General features: G+C 71.2%; 12 protein-coding genes. 5 read left to right on the plus strand and 7 right to left on the minus strand.

All coding sequences use genetic code 11. From position 1 onward, the window contains the following. Positions 1–648 precede the first annotated feature (648 nt). The 3 genes from ACIBI5_RS26890 to ACIBI5_RS26900 all read right to left on the minus strand — a co-directional run bounded on the left by ACIBI5_RS26890 (position 649) and on the right by ACIBI5_RS26900 (position 4,527). Positions 649–918, minus strand: coding sequence for a WhiB family transcriptional regulator (locus ACIBI5_RS26890; protein ID WP_184968169.1), 270 nt, complete (start codon positions 916–918; stop codon positions 649–651). Between the two features lie 550 nt (positions 919–1,468). Then, positions 1,469–2,353: an acyl-CoA thioesterase gene (locus ACIBI5_RS26895; RefSeq protein ID WP_397099407.1), complete on the minus strand. Its 885-nt coding sequence runs from the start codon at positions 2,351–2,353 to the stop codon at positions 1,469–1,471. 86 nt (positions 2,354–2,439) lie between these two features. Beyond that, positions 2,440–4,527, minus strand: coding sequence for an ATP-dependent DNA helicase UvrD2 (locus tag ACIBI5_RS26900; RefSeq protein ID WP_397251328.1), 2,088 nt, complete (start codon positions 4,525–4,527; stop codon positions 2,440–2,442). Between the two features lie 106 nt (positions 4,528–4,633). Between ACIBI5_RS26900 and ACIBI5_RS26905 the strand changes: the two genes are divergently transcribed. Beyond that, the gene (locus ACIBI5_RS26905) at positions 4,634–5,518 is read left to right on the plus strand and encodes an alpha/beta hydrolase (RefSeq protein ID WP_397251330.1); all 885 of its coding nucleotides are present in this window, start codon (positions 4,634–4,636) and stop codon (positions 5,516–5,518) included. 76 nt (positions 5,519–5,594) lie between these two features. Further along, positions 5,595–5,843: a glutaredoxin domain-containing protein gene (locus tag ACIBI5_RS26910; protein WP_184968030.1), complete on the plus strand. Its 249-nt coding sequence runs from the start codon at positions 5,595–5,597 to the stop codon at positions 5,841–5,843. A 6-nt stretch (positions 5,844–5,849) separates the two neighbouring features. Here ACIBI5_RS26910 and nudC read toward each other — a convergent pair whose 3' ends face one another. Further along, positions 5,850–6,821 (minus strand): NAD(+) diphosphatase, encoded by a 972-nt coding sequence (gene nudC, locus ACIBI5_RS26915; protein WP_397251332.1) that lies wholly within the window; start codon positions 6,819–6,821, stop codon positions 5,850–5,852. A gap of 138 nt (positions 6,822–6,959) precedes the next feature. Between nudC and ACIBI5_RS26920 the strand changes: the two genes are divergently transcribed. From ACIBI5_RS26920 to ACIBI5_RS26930, 3 genes are read left to right on the plus strand one after another with little or no spacing between them, the layout of a single operon-like run. Then, complete coding sequence (locus ACIBI5_RS26920) at positions 6,960–8,831, plus strand: protein kinase (protein ID WP_397251334.1); 1,872 nt, start codon at positions 6,960–6,962, stop codon at positions 8,829–8,831. A 5-nt stretch (positions 8,832–8,836) separates the two neighbouring features. Further along, positions 8,837–10,447, plus strand: a complete 1,611-nt coding sequence (locus ACIBI5_RS26925; protein ID WP_397251336.1) for a hypothetical protein — start codon at positions 8,837–8,839, stop codon at positions 10,445–10,447. A gap of 1 nt (position 10,448) precedes the next feature. Further along, positions 10,449–12,374 (plus strand): protein kinase, encoded by a 1,926-nt coding sequence (locus ACIBI5_RS26930; RefSeq protein ID WP_397251338.1) that lies wholly within the window; start codon positions 10,449–10,451, stop codon positions 12,372–12,374. Positions 12,375–12,407: 33 nt separating this feature from the next. On the opposite strand, the gene ACIBI5_RS26935 is transcribed toward ACIBI5_RS26930, so the two are convergent. The 3 genes from ACIBI5_RS26935 to ACIBI5_RS26945 all read right to left on the minus strand — a co-directional run bounded on the left by ACIBI5_RS26935 (position 12,408) and on the right by ACIBI5_RS26945 (position 15,163). After that, positions 12,408–13,094 (minus strand): class F sortase, encoded by a 687-nt coding sequence (locus tag ACIBI5_RS26935; protein ID WP_397251340.1) that lies wholly within the window; start codon positions 13,092–13,094, stop codon positions 12,408–12,410. Between the two features lie 75 nt (positions 13,095–13,169). Further along, a complete protein-coding gene (locus ACIBI5_RS26940; protein ID WP_397251342.1) occupies positions 13,170–13,832 on the minus strand; it encodes a response regulator transcription factor in 663 nt (220 codons plus the stop codon). Then, positions 13,829–15,163, minus strand: a complete 1,335-nt coding sequence (locus ACIBI5_RS26945; protein ID WP_397251344.1) for an ATP-binding protein — start codon at positions 15,161–15,163, stop codon at positions 13,829–13,831. The genes ACIBI5_RS26940 and ACIBI5_RS26945 overlap by 4 nt, the downstream gene beginning before the upstream one ends. Between the last annotated feature and the right edge of the window lie 29 nt (positions 15,164–15,192).

Genomic DNA, 15,192 nt, shown 5'->3' on the forward strand with positions numbered 1-15,192 from the left:
GGCCTCCCGAGCACCGATTGAACGTGATCAGTCCATCCAACCGGCAGGAGCGACCTACCCGCCAACCCGGCGATCATTTCCGGTCACAGCACTAGGCGTGGGCCGGGGGTCACATCGGCTGGGGTTGTGTGCGCCGACGTGGGCTGGGCTGGGTGCCGACCTGGGTTGGACTGGGTGCCGACCTGGGTTGGACTGGGTGCCGACCTGGGCTGGGTGCCCACCTGGACTGGGGAGGGTGCCGGCCTGGGCGGGGCTGGGTGATGGGGGTGGTTGGGAGGATTCGGGGGTGGGGTGGTTGGGGGTTTGGGAGTTAGTGGGCGAAGGGCCCGGAAGCCTTGTTGTTGGCTTCCGGGCCCTTCGTGAGAAGGAGACCTCGGTGGAGGTCCTGCGCCGGCGGCAGGACCTCCTGGGTCAGACTCCTCGGGTCAACGCCACACGCAAGCGGTCATGAGCCCGCTGCACGTTCTTCCGGGCGCGCTCTACTCGGCGGATCCGGTTGATCAGGCGTTGCTCCTCCGCCTCTCGGTGGAGGGTTTGTATTCGGTCGTTAACCATGTTCTGGAACAGATATGGCATTTCAAAGCTCCTGGTGGGAAGGATGTTCATTTCGGTGAGATGCCTTTCTTGAGTAGGGACGGGGTGGGTGGATCAGGCAGCGACCGGGTGCTTGCGGGGACGCCCGCGGGGCCGCTTGCGGGGCACTACGGTCCCCCTGAGGATGAGCTCGCCGCCCCAGACGCCCCACGGCTCCTCACGCTCGAGCGCGCGGTCGAGGCAGGCCTTCTGGATCGGGCAGCCACCGCAGAGCGCCTTGGCGAACTCGACGTCCTCCGGCGACTCGGCGAACCACAGGTCGGGGTTGGCACGGCAGGGGATCTTGGCTTCGTCGATCAGGTCCATGATCGTCTTCGCCCCCATCTGCGTCTCCTTCTTGTTTTCGATCTCGGTGATCTTGTTCGGGCACCTCGTAGGTGGTGGGGGATCACGGACAAACAAAGAGGCCGCGGATCCGATGTGCGGATCCGCGGCCTGGGGGCTGCTTGTGTGCCGGTCAGGTTATGACCGGCGCATCCCTCCAGGGTTGCGGACCGCACAGACCACCCTTGGTGTTCTGCTGAGTCGGCACGATGCTCGGGGCACCTGCGATGGCAGGCGCGGACGGAGCCACTTCTGCTCCGTGAACCAGGGCGGACGGAGCCACTCCTGCTCCGTGAACCAGGACGGCCTCGAGCCCGGCGTGGGCGTAGAAGGCGGGCTCCTGGCCGAAGACAGACTGCTCCGGTCGCAATCTGGCCGGCCCATCGACGAGCCTGACCGAGTCACGACGTGCGGAAGCGAGCCACTGCGTGGCCGACATCTTGATGCTGATCACCGGGACTCACCTCCGTTCTGGGATCGTCGGACAGGAGTGTCCGACTCGCTTGACCATGACCCTAAACCGGGAAGCCGGGAAGGGGCAACTTATTTTCTACCTGGGATTTTGTGACTTTATCTCGCGGATCATGGCCTCCTGCACCACCGAGACGACGAGGTCTCCTGATGAGGTGAACATCTGTCCGCGGGCAAGGCCCCGGGCTCCCCCTGACCAGGGGGACTCCTGAGCATAGAGCAACCAGTCGTCGGACCTGAACGGGCGGTGGAACCACATGGCGTGGTCCAGGGAGGCGCCCATGACGTTGGAGGTGCCCCAGGACAGGCCGTGCGCCAGCAGTATCGTGTCGACGAGCGTGAAGTCGGAGGCGTACGCGGCCAGCACCACGTGCAGGAGCGGGTCGTCGGGCAGTTCCGCGTCGTAGCGGAACCAGACGTTGGTCTCGGCGCTGATCAGCTCCGGGTTCCTGGACGCCTCGAAGGTCAGCGGGGAGGCGTAGCGTGCGTCCACGGGGCGCGGCTTGGACAGCCAGTCCTTCCAGCCGGGCTCGTCGCCCACGAGGTCGTACAGCTTGTCCTGGAAGGTGGGCAGTGTCTCCGGGTCGGGGACCGTCGGCATCGCGGCCGCCTGGTGCGCCCAGCCCTCCTCGGGCACGTGGAACGACGCGGACATCGTGAAGATCGCCTTGCCGTGCTGGATGGCGACCACCCGGCGCGTGGCGAAGGAACGGCCGTCGCGGACCCGCTCGACGTTGTAGACGATCGGGATGGCGGGGTCGCCCGGCCGGATGAAGTAGGCGTGCAGCGAGTGCACGTGGCGGTCGTCCGGGACGGTACGCCCGGCGGCGACCAGCGCCTGCGCCGCCACCTGGCCGCCGAAGACGCGCTGGATGCGCTCCTCCGGGCTGCGGCCGCGGAAGATGTCCAGCTCGATCTGCTCAAGGTCGAGCAGATCGAGCAGCTCCTTCAGCGCCTCGTTCACGTGTCTCTCCCTAGCGGCTGGCCGTATCACCATAAGTCTGACGTGCCACCTGCCGCGTCAGGAACCCGCCCGCCGTGTCGGGAAAATCACGCGCCACGGCAGAGACCGAGTACGGCCTCGCCGTACTTGTCCAGCTTGACCTTGCCGATCCCCGCGATGGACAGCAGTTCGGAGTCGGTGCGCGGCACGCGCTCCGCGATGGCCTGGAGGGTCACGTCGGTGAACACGACGTACGGCGGGATCTTCGCCTCCTTGGCCGTGGTGGTGCGCCAGGACTTGAGGCTTTCCAGCAACGCCTCGTCGAAGTCGGCGGGGCAGCTGGAGCATCGGCCCAGCTTCTGCTCGGCCGCGGTGGCGAGGTTGCGGGCGCAGATGCGGCAGGAGACGGGGGCGGCCACCTGCCGGCGTTCGCGCGACGGCGTGGGCGCGGCGGCGGCGCGGGCGGTGGTGGCCGGGCGGCCGGTCAGCCCGTCGAGGAACCGGGAGGGGCGGCGGCCCTTGCGGCCGCCGGGGGCGCGGGCGAGCGCCCATGAGAGCGAGAGGTGCTCACGGGCCCTGGTGATGCCGACGTACAGGAGGCGGCGCTCCTCCTCGATCTGCTCGGCCGACTCCGCGTAGATGATCGGCATCATGCCGTCGGTGAGGCCGACGAGGAAGACGGCGTCCCATTCCAGGCCCTTTGCGGCGTGGAGCGAGGCCAGCGTGACGCCTTCGACCGGCGGCGCGTGCTGCTCGCCGGCGCGCCGCTCCAGTTCGGCCACGAACGCGGGCAGGTCGGCCCCGTTGGCGGCCATGTCCTCGGCCAGGTCGGCCAGGGCGCGCAGCGACTCCCACTTCTCGCGGGCCTTGCCGCCGCCGGGCGCGGCCGGGGTGAGCCCGATCCCGGTCAGGATGTGGTGGACCTCGCCGGCCAGGGGTTCGCCGGACTCCGAGCGGGCGGCGCCGCGCAGCAGTACGACGGCCTGACGCACTTCCGGGCGCTCGAAGAAGCGCTCGGCGCCGCGCAGGACGTAGGAGATCTCGGCCTTGGACAGGGCCTCCTCGTAGGCCTCCGACTGGGAGTTGACCCGAAACAGGACGGCGATCTCGCGGGCGGCCACGCCCTTGTCGAGGAGCTTGCGGATGGCGCGGGCGACCCCGGCGGCCTCGGCCGGCTCGTCGTCGTGCTCGGTGAAGACGGGCTTGGGGCCGTCCTTTCGCTGGGCGATCAGCTCCAGGCGGTGGGCCGAGCGGCCCTTGGCGATGACCAGGTTGGCCAGGTCGACCACCTGCGGCGTGGAGCGGTAGTCGCGCACGAGCTTGATGACGGCGGCGTCGGGGTGCTCGACGGCGAAGCCGGTCAGGTAGCGGGGGCTGGCGCCGGTGAAGGAGTAGATGGTCTGGTTGGGGTCGCCGACCACGCACAGGTCCTCGCGCCCGCCGAGCCAGGTGTCGAGCAGGAGCTTCTGCAGCGGGTTGACGTCCTGGTACTCGTCGACGACGAAGTAGCGGTACTGCTGGCGGATCTGGGCCGCCACCTCCTGGTGCTCGGTCATGACCGCGGCGGTGAGCTCCAGGATGGTCTCGAAGTCGACCAGGTGCCGCTCGCGCCGGATCTGCTCGTAGGCGTCGTAGACGCGCGCCATCTCCTCGACGGGCACCGGTGGCGTGCGGTTGAACTTCGCGGCGGCGGCCGTGTAGTCCTCGGGGGCGATCTGGACGACCTTGGACCACTCGACCTCGCCTGCCAGGTCGCGCAGGACGTCGGGGCTGGTGCGGGTGATCCGGCAGGCCTCGCGCAGCACGGGCAGCTTGGACTCGATCACCGACGGCGCGTCGCCGCCGATGACCCTCGGCCAGAAGTAGGTGAGCTGACGCAGCGCGGCGGCGTGGAAGGTGCGGGCCTGGACGCCGGGCGCGCCGAGCGCGCGCAGCCGCTGCCTGAGCTCCCCGGCGGCGCGTGTGGTGAATGTCACGGCGAGCACGCTGGAGGAGTCGACGTACCCACTCCGTACGGCGTGGGCGATGCGGTGGGTGATCGCCCTGGTCTTCCCGGTGCCCGCGCCGGCCAGCACGCACACCGGACCTCGCACGGCCTCGGCCACCGCTCGCTGCTCCGGGTCGAGCCCGGCGAGCACGTCGTCCACGCTGTTCACCTCATCATCCTCCCAGCCGGTGGCGGTGAAGGGCTCCATTCTGGCAACATGCCGCCCGTCACCCGTTCACATCACCGAGATGCAAAGAACAGGTCAATTCCCTCACAATGGGGCACGACCAACTGCATGGGGGAAAGGGAAGGCCGTGCGAACTGCGGTTTTCGCGAGCGCGCTCGCCGCTGCGATCGCGCTCACACCGGCGGCGGCCGCCGCCGAGACGGCCAAGGACCCTTTCCCGGTCGACTCCAACGGCCTCGGCGGCCTGTCCGCGGAGAGCGTCAACTACGGCCACCAGCGCAACCAGGACATGGACGTGTGGTGGACGGCCGACGGCACCAAGCGGCCCGGCGTCTTCCTCATCCACGGCGGCTGGTGGTCCGGCGGCGACAAGAGGTACATGACGGAGATCGCCCGCACCTACGCCGACATGGGCTACACGGTCTTCAACCTCAACTACCGCCTGTCCGGCCAGGAGGCCTGGCCGGCGCAGCGCAGTGACGCCTTCTCCGCGATCGCCGTGGCCCGCAAGCACGCCGGGCGCTGGTCGTTCGACCCGGCCAAGTTCGTGGTGGTCGGCTTCTCCGCGGGCGGCCACATCGCCGCGGCCGTCGGCACGTACGGCAACGGCGTGCCCGGCCTGAAGGGCGTCGTGGGGCTGTCACCGGTGATCTCGCCGCTGCGCGCCTTCTCCGACGGCGCCAAGACCACGGACGTCAACAAGCGCCGCCTGCGCGTGGCGGCCATGCGGCTGGCCGGCGGCTGCGAGCCCAAGGGCAAGTGCTCGCGGGTCTGGGCCAGCATGGAGGTGCCCTGGCACGCCAGCGCCAAGGACGCGCCGATGCTGATGCTGCACTCGGAGAACGAGTTCGTGCCGCCGGTGCAGAGCGAGTTGCTCAAGACGATGCTGGGCCAGGTGGGCGTGGACGTGACGGTCGTCACCCAGCCCGGCTCCCAGCACAGCGCGCCGCTCTTCCGCGAGCCCGGCGTGGCCGAGCGCGTCCAGCAGTGGATCACCGACCGCGTCGGCTAACCCCACCGGATCACGAGGGATTACGCGGGCGCCCGGCGTTGTTGCACCGAGCGCCTGTTTACCGAAAGGAACCCTCATGGCGCTGACGGTCTACACCACCACCTGGTGCGGCCCCTGCAAGAGGCTGAAGTCTCAGCTCTCCCGCGAAGGCATCAGCTTCAGCGAAGTCGACATCGAGGCGAACCCCACCGCCGCCGCGTTCGTGGAGAGCGTGAACAACGGCAACCAGGTCGTCCCGACGGTCGTCATCGAGACCCCCAAGGGCCGGGTCGTGCGCACGAACCCGTCGGCGCGCGAGGTGAAGGCACTCCTCCAGGCCGCCTGAAGGTACCTACCAGTCACCGACCAGCTGGTCGCCGTACCAGGTCTCGATCAGCCGCCTGGCGATCGAGACCGGCGGCGGCAGCCGCAGCTCGCCCGAGGCCAGCGCCTCGGCGAGCTGTACGCGTGAGTACCACCTGGCCTCGGCGATCTCGTCGGCGTCCGGGGTGAGCGTCGTGGTGATCGCGTCGGCGAAGAAGCCGAGCATGAGGCTGCGCGGGAACGGCCACGGCTGGCTGCCCAGGTAGCGCGGGTTCGTGACGGCGATGCCGACCTCCTCGGCCACCTCGCGCACGACGGCGTGCTCCAGCGACTCCCCCGGCTCCACGAACCCGGCCAGGATCGACAGCCGCCCCTCCGGCCACTGCGGCCCGCGGGCCAGCAGGCAGCGGTCCTCCTCGTCGCGGATCAGCATGATCACCGCGGGGTCGACGCGCGGGAAGTGCTGTGAGCCGTCCTCGGGGCAGACGCGGATGTGGCCGCCCCCCTCGACGCGGGTACGGCTCCCGCAGCGCGGGCAGTGCTCGTGCGTCGTGTGCCAGGCCTCCAGGGCCACGGCGTAGACCAGCAGACCGGCGTCCCGGTCGCCGAGCAGCCCGCCGACCTGGCGCAGCCCGGCCACGACCGGCTGGCCCTCCGGGGTGTCGCGCAGGCTCATGGGCACGGTCGCCCGGCCGTTAAGCTCGGCGTCGATCCCCGGCAGGGGCGCGGCGACGGCGAAGTAGGCGGTGCCGTCCTCGACGCCCAGCAGATAGCGCTCGCCCTCGGGGGCTTCCCCGGTCGTGTACAGCACGGCCTCGACGTCCTCGCCGGTGCGGCGGACGAGTGTGTGGCCGTCGTCGATGACCAGAACTCTGGTGGCCGGGTCGGCCCAGGCACGTTCCAGCCACGCGCGGTCGCCGCGCAGTGTCGAGGACCTGTCGATGGTGCCGCGCGCCAGCAATAGTGGCCCGATCAGTTGTTCTTCAGCCCTTGTATCCACGCCGGACACACCCTCCCCAAAGTCGCAGACATCCTACGACGCCAGGTTCGGGTAAGCCTCGCCGCCGCACTTCCGGCCGAATCCCCCGTAACCACATAATTGGCTCGCAGCATCGTGAAGATCGGAGGCTCTCGATCGATGCCTTTAGGAGACCCGCGGCAACTCGGGGACTACACGCTGGAGCACGTTCTCGCTGAAGGACCGGCCGGCGTGGTCTACGCGGGACGCGGCCCGGACGGCGAGCGGGTGGCGGTCAAGCTGCTCCATACCGATCTGGAGGATCCGGAGGGCTTCCTGGAACGGGCCGAGGGGCTGAAGCGCGTGGACGCCTTCCACAGCGCGATGGTCCTCGACGCCGGGATCGAGGGGGCGCGGCCGTACATCGTGTCGGAGTTCGTGGACGGGGTCAGCCTCAAGCAGGCCGTCATCGAGGACGGCCCCTTGGGCGGCGCGGCGCTGCATCGGCTGGCCATCGCGACGATGACCGCGCTGGCCGCCATCCATCAGGCGGGGCTGGCGCACGGGGCGCTGCGGCCCGACAACGTCGTGCTCGGGCCGGACGGTCCGCGGGTGATCAACGCGGGAGTCGGCGCCGCGGTGGAGTCGGGGTCGGCGATCGCCACCCAGCAGGTCTCCTCACCCGCTTTCCTGGCGCCCGAGCAGTTCGCGGGCGAGCTGTTCCCCATGTCCGCCGATCTGTTCGCGTGGGGCTCGACCGTGGTGTTCGCCGCCACCGGGCAGCCGCCCTTCCACTCCAACTCGATGTCGGCCGCCATGAACCGCATCCTGCGCGAGGAGCCCGACCTCGGTGGCGTGGCCGATCCGCCGCGGGCGATCGTCGCGGCGTGCCTGGCCAAGGATCCGGCGGCGCGGCCCTCGGCCAGCGAGGCGCTGATGCGGCTCGTGGGCCACTCCATGCTGACCGACCTGCCGCCGGTGCAGGAGGAGGAGCCGCGGCGCCGGTCCAGGGCGCCGGTGCTGGTGGCCGCGGCGCTCGCGCTGGCGGTCCTGTCGGCCGCGGGCGGGCACGCCGTCGCGCGGGTGACCCGACCGGCCCCGGCGCCGGCCAAGGTCGTGTCCGCGGCTCCGGCGCCCGGTCCCGCCTCGCCTTCCCCGGACGTCCGTACGGCGGCGCCCGACCCCAGCCCGCCGCCCAAGCCCACCAAGACGGTCAAGGCCGCGGGCCTCGGCCTGACGCTGCACGAGAGCCCGGACGACCCGGTCGTCCTGAGCGCCTACCGGGTGGGCAAGGACGCGTACGTGCGCGAGGGCGACACCTTCACCAAGCTGAAGACGCCCGGCGCCGACCTCGGCTTCTCCCCCGACGGCCAGTGGCTGGCGATCTACGCCGAGCCCACGCTGACGGTGGTCAACAGGAGGACGAAGGAGCAGTACGCCCTCACGCCGGAGGTCAAGGGCAAGCTCGCCCTCCCGACCTGGTCGCCGGACTCCAAGCGGCTGCTGCTGAGCATCGTCGACGGCGGCGATCCCGAGCTGGCCCTGGGCTTCGTGCTGGTCGACCCGGCCTCCAGAAGCGTCACCCCCGTACCCACCGACGACAAGGCCGAGCGGATCTACGCCTGGCTGCCCGACTCCTCCGGTGTGGTCATCGACTACCGGAGCGAGAGCGGCTGGGGTCTCAAGGCCCGCGACCTGGCCGGGCGCGAGCTGTGGACCAGGCACTGGGTCGGCCAGCTCTGGGGACGGCGCAGCTTCTCGCCCTCCGGCGCCTCGTTCCTGACGCTGTGCCCGAGCGGCGGCAGCTTCTGCCTCTGGAACACCCAGAACTGGGGTCGCCAGGAGAGCGTGGCCATCTACGGGGCCAAGGGCGGCACGCTGCTGAGCTGGTACGACGACAGCCATCTGATCATCACCGAGCCCCGGGACAAGGACAGGGCGGTGCACCGGATCATCGCCATCGACCTGCGCGGCCGTACGCAGAGGGTGATGGCCGAGCTGGCCGGCAAGGACGACCGCGACGACCTGATCTACGTCTACACACGGAGGTGACCGGCATGGACTCCGGCATCCTGGTCACCGACCGCGCGGAGGGACGGACGCTGGCCCAGGCGGTGTCCGAGGGCGGCGCGCTGTCGCCCAACGCCACCCACCGGCTCGCGCTGGCCGTGCTGACCGCGCTGGCCTCCGTGCACCGTACGGGCGGGCACCACGGCGATCTGGGCCCGCACACGGTCGTGCTCGGCGCGGACGGCACGCACGTGCTGCGCGGCACGCCCGCCGGGGAGGGCGGGCAGTCGGCCGACATGTTCGCCTGGGCTGCGCTGGTCGCCTACGCGGCGACCGGCCGCGACCCCTTCGGCGAGGTCGACAAACGCCGCCGGTACGGCGCCGCCGACCTGGGCGCCCTCCAAGGCGAGCTGCGCGAGCTGGTGGCCGACTGCCTGGCCGAGGACCCGGAGCACCGCCCAGCGGCGGAGGAGGCGCTGTTGCGCCTGCTCGGCCAGTCCGGCGCTCTGGAGACCGCGCTGCCCGACACGCCGGAACCGCCGCGGCGGCGTCCCCGCGCGCTGCTGCTCACCGCGGCGGCCGTCGCCATCGTGCTGGCCTCCGGCGCCCTCGGCTACCTGCTGACCCCCAGGACGGTCAGCGCGGAACCGGTCGCGGCCGGCACTCCGTCCCGGCCGGCCTCCGCCACCCCCGCGACACCCGCCGCGCCGAAGCCGGTGCCCGTGACCCGGACCATCGCCCTGCCGGACGGCGCGGGCACACTCTGGGAGAACGCGGCCGACCAGGTCCGCCTCACCTCGTACCACGTCGGTCAGAACGGCGGCGACTCCGTCGCCTACGCGCGCACGCTCGACGGCACGGCGTTCGCCAGGACCGGCGGCGACAACATCTCCTCCCCCGTCTCCCCGGACAACCGGTGGACGGCCACCGTCAACGAGCTGCACATCCTGACCGCCGAGCGCCTGGACGTGAGCTTCACCGACCGGGTCACCGGCGAGAAGTTCACCGTCCCGACCGTGACGAACCCGCGCTGGGGCGTGTCGCCGCAGTGGTCGCGCGACAGCCGTACGCTGCTGCTGTCGATGCTGGAGCGCGACGAGCAGGTCCAGGCCGCCTACGTGCGGGGCTTCATCCTCATCGACGTCGAACGGCGCCGCGCCACCGTCGTGGAGACGGCCAACGCCGAGGACGTCGCGATGTTCAGGAAACAGGCGCCGGAGCAGCGCACCAGCTACTACTACCGCTGGGCGCCCGGCGACCAGCTCATCGCCTCCGGGTACATGACGCCGGAGAACGGCGAGGGCATCCGCTACCGGGACCTGACCGGCAAGGTCGTGCGCTCCATGCACTGGGTGGGCCGGCCGATCGGGCAGACGCCGTTCTCCCCCTCCGGCAAGCGGCTGGTCACCACGAGCTGCGCCAAACAGCTGACCAGCTGCATCTGGGACACCGAGACGGGCAAGAGGCTCACCAGCGTGCCGCCCAGCCCCGGCTACATGTACGGCTGGTACGACGAGGACAACCTGATCGTGGGCCGGGTGACCGGCAAGAAGATGATCGTGCAGGCGGTCGATCTCAGGGGCAAGGTGACGCGCAAGCTGGCCGAGCTGAGGGCCGTGAAGGACGAGCTGTCGGACCTGCGCTTCGACAGGTACTGACATGAGCGTCCTGGAACACGTCGGCGAGTACCGGATCCTGGGCACGCTGGGCTCGGGCGGCCAGGGCGTGGTCCATCTCGGGCAGGGGCCCGGGGGTGAGAAGGTCGCCATCAAGGTGCTGCACCGGGTCTCCGATCCGCAGGCCGTCGCCCGGTTCCTGCGCGAGGCGGAGGTGCTGCCGGAGGTGGCCTCGTTCTGCACCGCGCTGGTGCTGGGCACGGGCAGTGAGAACGGCGTGCCGTACATCGTGAGCGAGTTCATCGAGGGGCCGACGCTGCAGGCGAGCGTGCGCGAGCGCGGCCCGATCGGCGGGCGGGAGCTGCGCAGGCTCGCGGTCGGCACCGTCACGGCGCTGGCGGCCATCCACAGGGCCGGGGTCGTGCACCGTGACTTCAAGCCGGCCAACGTGCTGCTGAGCAGGGAGGGTCCGCGGGTCATCGACTTCGGGATCGCGCGGGCGGCCTCCGGTGAGACGACGATCGGCGGGGTGGTGGGGACGCCGGCGTACATGGCGCCGGAGCAGTTCGGGCAGGCGCTGGCGGGGCCGCCGTCGGACCTGTTCGCGTGGGCGGCCACGATCGTCTTCGCGGCGACCGGGCGAGCGCCGTTCGGGCAGGACTCGGTGCCGGCGATCATGCATCGGCTGGCGACGGAGGAGCCCGAGCTGGACGGTCTCGACGGGGACCTGCGCGAGATCGTGGCGGCCTGCCTGGCCAAGGAGCCCGCCGAGCGGCCGCGGGCCAGCCAGGTGCTGCTGCGCCTGCTCGGCCACCCGGCGCCCGGCAGCGGAGGCAACGTCGGGCGGACCGCCAGACGGCCGGTGGAGCGGCGGCCCGACTCGGTTCCGGAAGGGCTGCTGCTGGAAGGGCTGGCGGTCTCCCGCCGGCCCCGGCGCCTGCGCACGGCCCTGGTCGGGGGTACGGCGCTGGCCGTGGCGGCGGCCGTGACCGCCACGATCCTGGTCACGCGGCCCTCGGCCGGGCCGCCGTCCCCGTCGGCGGGCGCGCGGCCGAGCCCGGCGGCCGTCGTGCCGTCGCCCGTGGTCAGCGGTTCGCCGCCGGCCGACACAGCCCCGGTCGCGGTGCCGCAGCTCGCGGCCACGTTCTACGAGAGCCCGCGCGATCCGCTCCGGCTGACCTCGTTCACGGTCAAGGAGGAGTCGCTGCGGCATCCGGGGTTCGTCAGGAAGCCGGGGACGCGGGAGTTCGTCCGCCTGCCCGAGTACCGCGACGCGGTCGTCTCCCCCGACGGCGAGCTGGTCGCGTCGGTCTACACCACGCCCAAGTACGCCCCCGACGGCAACAACACCGTGCAGTTCACCGACCGGACGCTGACACCGGCCTTCGCGGTGCCGACCGTGGAGCTGCCGCTGCTGGTCAGGCGGCCGACGTGGGCACGCGACAGCTCGCGGGTCCTGCTGACCGTCACCGACACCGACGGCAGGGCCACCGGCTTCGCCGTGGTGGACGTGGCCGCCCGCGCGTTCACCCGGCGGGAGGTCGGCGGCCTGACCAAGGGGGCGGACTTCGCCTGGGGCCCGGACGGGACCGTCCTGGTCACCGGGGGCGGGCCGGTCGGCCTCTACACGCTCGACGGGCGGCTGTCGCGGACCCTGAAGGGTGTGCGCTCGGCGGACAACCTCACGGCCGAGGTCAACGGTCCGCTGCTGGCCGCCGGGTGCGCCGGCGCGCGGCCCGCCGTCTGCGTGGTGGAACACGAGAGCGGGAAACGCGTCTCGCGTTTCCCGCTGAGTGCCAAGCAGAAGGTGTGGGGGTGGTTCAGCCGGGACCACCTGCTGGTCTACGACTACGGGGTCAGCCCTTGGCGGGTGGACGTGGTGGACCTGACCGGGAAGAGGGTCCGGCGGTTCGCCACGATGGCCGGGGACGCCGGCACGGTCTGGCGGTTGTTCTGGTCGGGCGGCTGAGCCCGGATCGCCGGGCCCGGCCTCTCCGCGCTGTCACCGGGCGAAGACCACGATGTTGTCGCGGTAGCTGCCCTTCTTCCTGTCGAACACGCCGCCGCAGGTGATCAGGCGCAGCTCGGCGCCGCCGGTCTGGCCGTAGACCGTGCGGCCGGGGACGGCGGTCTTCGGGTAGCGGGCCAGGCGGTGGACGGTGAAGGCCTTGGTGCTGCCGTCGGCGCGGTCCACGTAGATCTTGTCGCCGGGGTCGAGGCCGCGGACCTTGTAGAAGACCGCGGGGCCCGTCTTGGAGTCCACGTGGCCCGCGATGACGGCGGGGCCGCGCTCGCCGGGCTCGGGGCCGGCCTGGTTCCATCCGGCGACGTCGTAGCGCTTGGGCGCGGTCAGGCGGCCCTTCTTGTCGAGGGCCAGCGGGATGATCTTCGTCTTCAGGCCGATGGCGGGGACGCGCAGCCGTACCGGGTTGGCGGCCTGCGTGCCGCCCGCTCCGGTGTCCACGCCGCCCCTCGGGCGATCGTCGTCATCGTCGTCGTCGCTGGTGCCACCCGCTCCGGTGTCCACGCCGCCCCTGGGACGGTCGTCATCGTCGTCGTCTCGGTCGTCGTCGTCGGCCTGGGCCAGTGCGGCCGGGGCGGCCGAGGCCGGGGTCGCGACGAGACCGGCGCCCGCCGCTCCGGTTCCGCACATCAGCGCGATGGCGATCAGGATCCGCTTGAGTTCCATGCCGTCCTCCTGGGAGTCCGTTCCGTTGCCGATCTCAGACTCCCGAGCGGCGGTGGGACCCCCATGAGGCCGCCGTTAGAGGGCTTTCATGCGATATCCAGTACCTCGCAGGGTCTCGATCCGTTCTGCCCCGATTTTCTTGCGCAGGTACCGCACGTAGACGTCCACGACGTTCGAGCCGGGGTCGAAGTCGAACCCCCACACGTGGCTGAGCAGCTGCTCACGGGTGAGCACCTGGTCGGGGTGGCGGCAGAAGACCTCGGCCAGCGCGAACTCCCGCGCCGACAGCTCCACCACGTGCCCGCCCACGTGCACCCGGCGGCTGCGCAGGTCCAGCGACAGATCGCCCACGCGCAGCACGGTCACCTCGGGTGTGCGCTCCGTACGCAGCCGCAGCCGCACCCTGGCCAGCAGTTCCTCGAAGGCGAACGGCTTGGGGATGTAGTCGTCGGCCCCGCCTTCGAGCCCGGCGACGGTGTCGGCCACGCCGTCACGGGCGGTCAGGATGATCACCGGCAGCGTCACCCTGGCCTGCCGCAGCCTGCGCAGCACCGTGAACCCGTCGCTCAGCGGCAGCCCGATGTCGAGCACCAGAAGGTCGAACTCACCGCTGCGGGCGTACTCGAAGGCGGCCTCGCCGTCCTCCACCACGGTGGTCACGAAGCCGTTGCCCCGCAGCCCCTTCTCCACGAACGCGGCGATCCTGGCCTCGTCCTCGGCGATGAGTATCCGGTTCAATCCCGTACCTCTTTTCCGTCAACCTGCAATTCGATGACGAAGCGGGCGCCGTCCTCCACCCAGACGCGGCCGCCGTGGGCCTCGGCGATGGAGCGCACGATGGACAGCCCGAGCCCGGCGCCCTGGTGGGAACGGCTGCCCGCGCGGACGAACCGCTGGAAGATGCGCTCGCGATCCTCCGGCCGCACTCCGGGGCCGCCGTCGCGTACCCACAGCCGGACGCGGTCGCCGTCCACGGCGGAGCCCGCGGCCACGAGCGCGCCCTCCTGGGTGTGCCGGACCGCGTTGGCGGCCAGTTGCATGAGCGCCTGGGTGAGCCGCTGGCGGTCGGCCACGATGCGCGCCTCGGCCACCTCGTCCACCCGCCAGTCGCGCTCGCCCAGCGCCCTGGCCTTGGCGATCACGCTGACGGTCAGGTCGGCGAGCTCCACCTCCTCCAGCGACAGGAAGCCCGGCTGCTCCGACTTGGCCAGCGTGAGCAGGTCGTCGACGATGCGGTTCATGCGGTTGAGCTCGTCGGTGACCAGCGCGAGCGTCTCCTCCCGCTCCGCCGGGTCGTCGCCCATCAGCTCCAGGTGGCCGCGGATGACGGTGATCGGGGTACGCAGCTCGTGTCCCGCGTCGTCCACGAACTCGCGCTGCACCTCGAAGGCGCGTTGCAGCCGGTCCAGCATGTGGTTGAAGGTGCGGGCCAGCGCGGCCACGTCGTCGTTGCCGACCACGTCGAGCCGGCGGGTCAGGTCGCTGGAGTCGCTGATGTGCTCGGCGGCCTGCCGTACCATCCGGACCGGTGCGAGCACGCGGCCCGCGACGAACCAGCCGGCCGCGCCCGCCATCGCCAGCGCGGCCAGCGAGGTGAAGGCGAGCACACGGACGGCGTCGACGACCTCCTGCCGGTGGTGCTCGTAGAAGATCGCGATGACGAAGTGGCCCTGGCGCGGGTCGCCCTTGATCTGGATGGGGATCGAGACGTAGCGGACCTCACCGGCTTTGGACGGCCACTCTCCGGTCTCCGGGCGCTGGGCCTCGGCCACGCGGGCGACCAGGGCGGCGTCCTCGTCGAGGGGCGCGGGCGCCTCGGCCCGGCCCTTGTGGTGGGGCTGGCCGTCCACGACGGTGAAGAACATCTCCCACCGGTCGGCGACGTTGACCTGGAGGTAGCCGACCAGCAGGTCCTCCAGGTCGTTGGTCGGGGGTTTGGCCGCGTAGCCGCGCAGCTCCTCGTACTCGTGCTTGAACTCTGCCGCGATCCGCTCGTCCACCCGGGTCAGCAGGACGTTCCAGGCGGCGAAGATCGACAGGCCGAGCGCCAGGGTCACGACCGAGAGCATCCAGCCTACGATCCGGGCTCTCGCGCTCA

It is taken from the genome of Nonomuraea sp. NPDC050540, assembly GCF_044457485.1.
Classification (GTDB): Bacteria; Actinomycetota; Actinomycetes; order Streptosporangiales; family Streptosporangiaceae; genus Nonomuraea.

Bases quoted from the DNA above. Each gene is read 5' to 3' on its own strand.
- ACIBI5_RS26945 (WP_397251344.1), bottom strand. From the start codon at position 15,163: ATGCTCTCGGTCGTGACCCTGGCGCTCGGCCTGTCGATCTTCGCCGCC.
- ACIBI5_RS26900 (WP_397251328.1), bottom strand. From the start codon at position 4,527: ATGGAGCCCTTCACCGCCACCGGCTGGGAGGATGATGAGGTGAACAGC.
- ACIBI5_RS26930 (WP_397251338.1), top strand. From the start codon at position 10,449: ATGAGCGTCCTGGAACACGTCGGCGAGTACCGGATCCTGGGCACGCTG.
- ACIBI5_RS26925 (WP_397251336.1), top strand. From the start codon at position 8,837: ATGGACTCCGGCATCCTGGTCACCGACCGCGCGGAGGGACGGACGCTG.
- ACIBI5_RS26890 (WP_184968169.1), bottom strand. From the start codon at position 918: ATGGGGGCGAAGACGATCATGGACCTGATCGACGAAGCCAAGATCCCC.
- ACIBI5_RS26910 (WP_184968030.1), top strand. From the start codon at position 5,595: ATGGCGCTGACGGTCTACACCACCACCTGGTGCGGCCCCTGCAAGAGG.
- ACIBI5_RS26920 (WP_397251334.1), top strand. From the start codon at position 6,960: ATGCCTTTAGGAGACCCGCGGCAACTCGGGGACTACACGCTGGAGCAC.
- ACIBI5_RS26935 (WP_397251340.1), bottom strand. From the start codon at position 13,094: ATGGAACTCAAGCGGATCCTGATCGCCATCGCGCTGATGTGCGGAACC.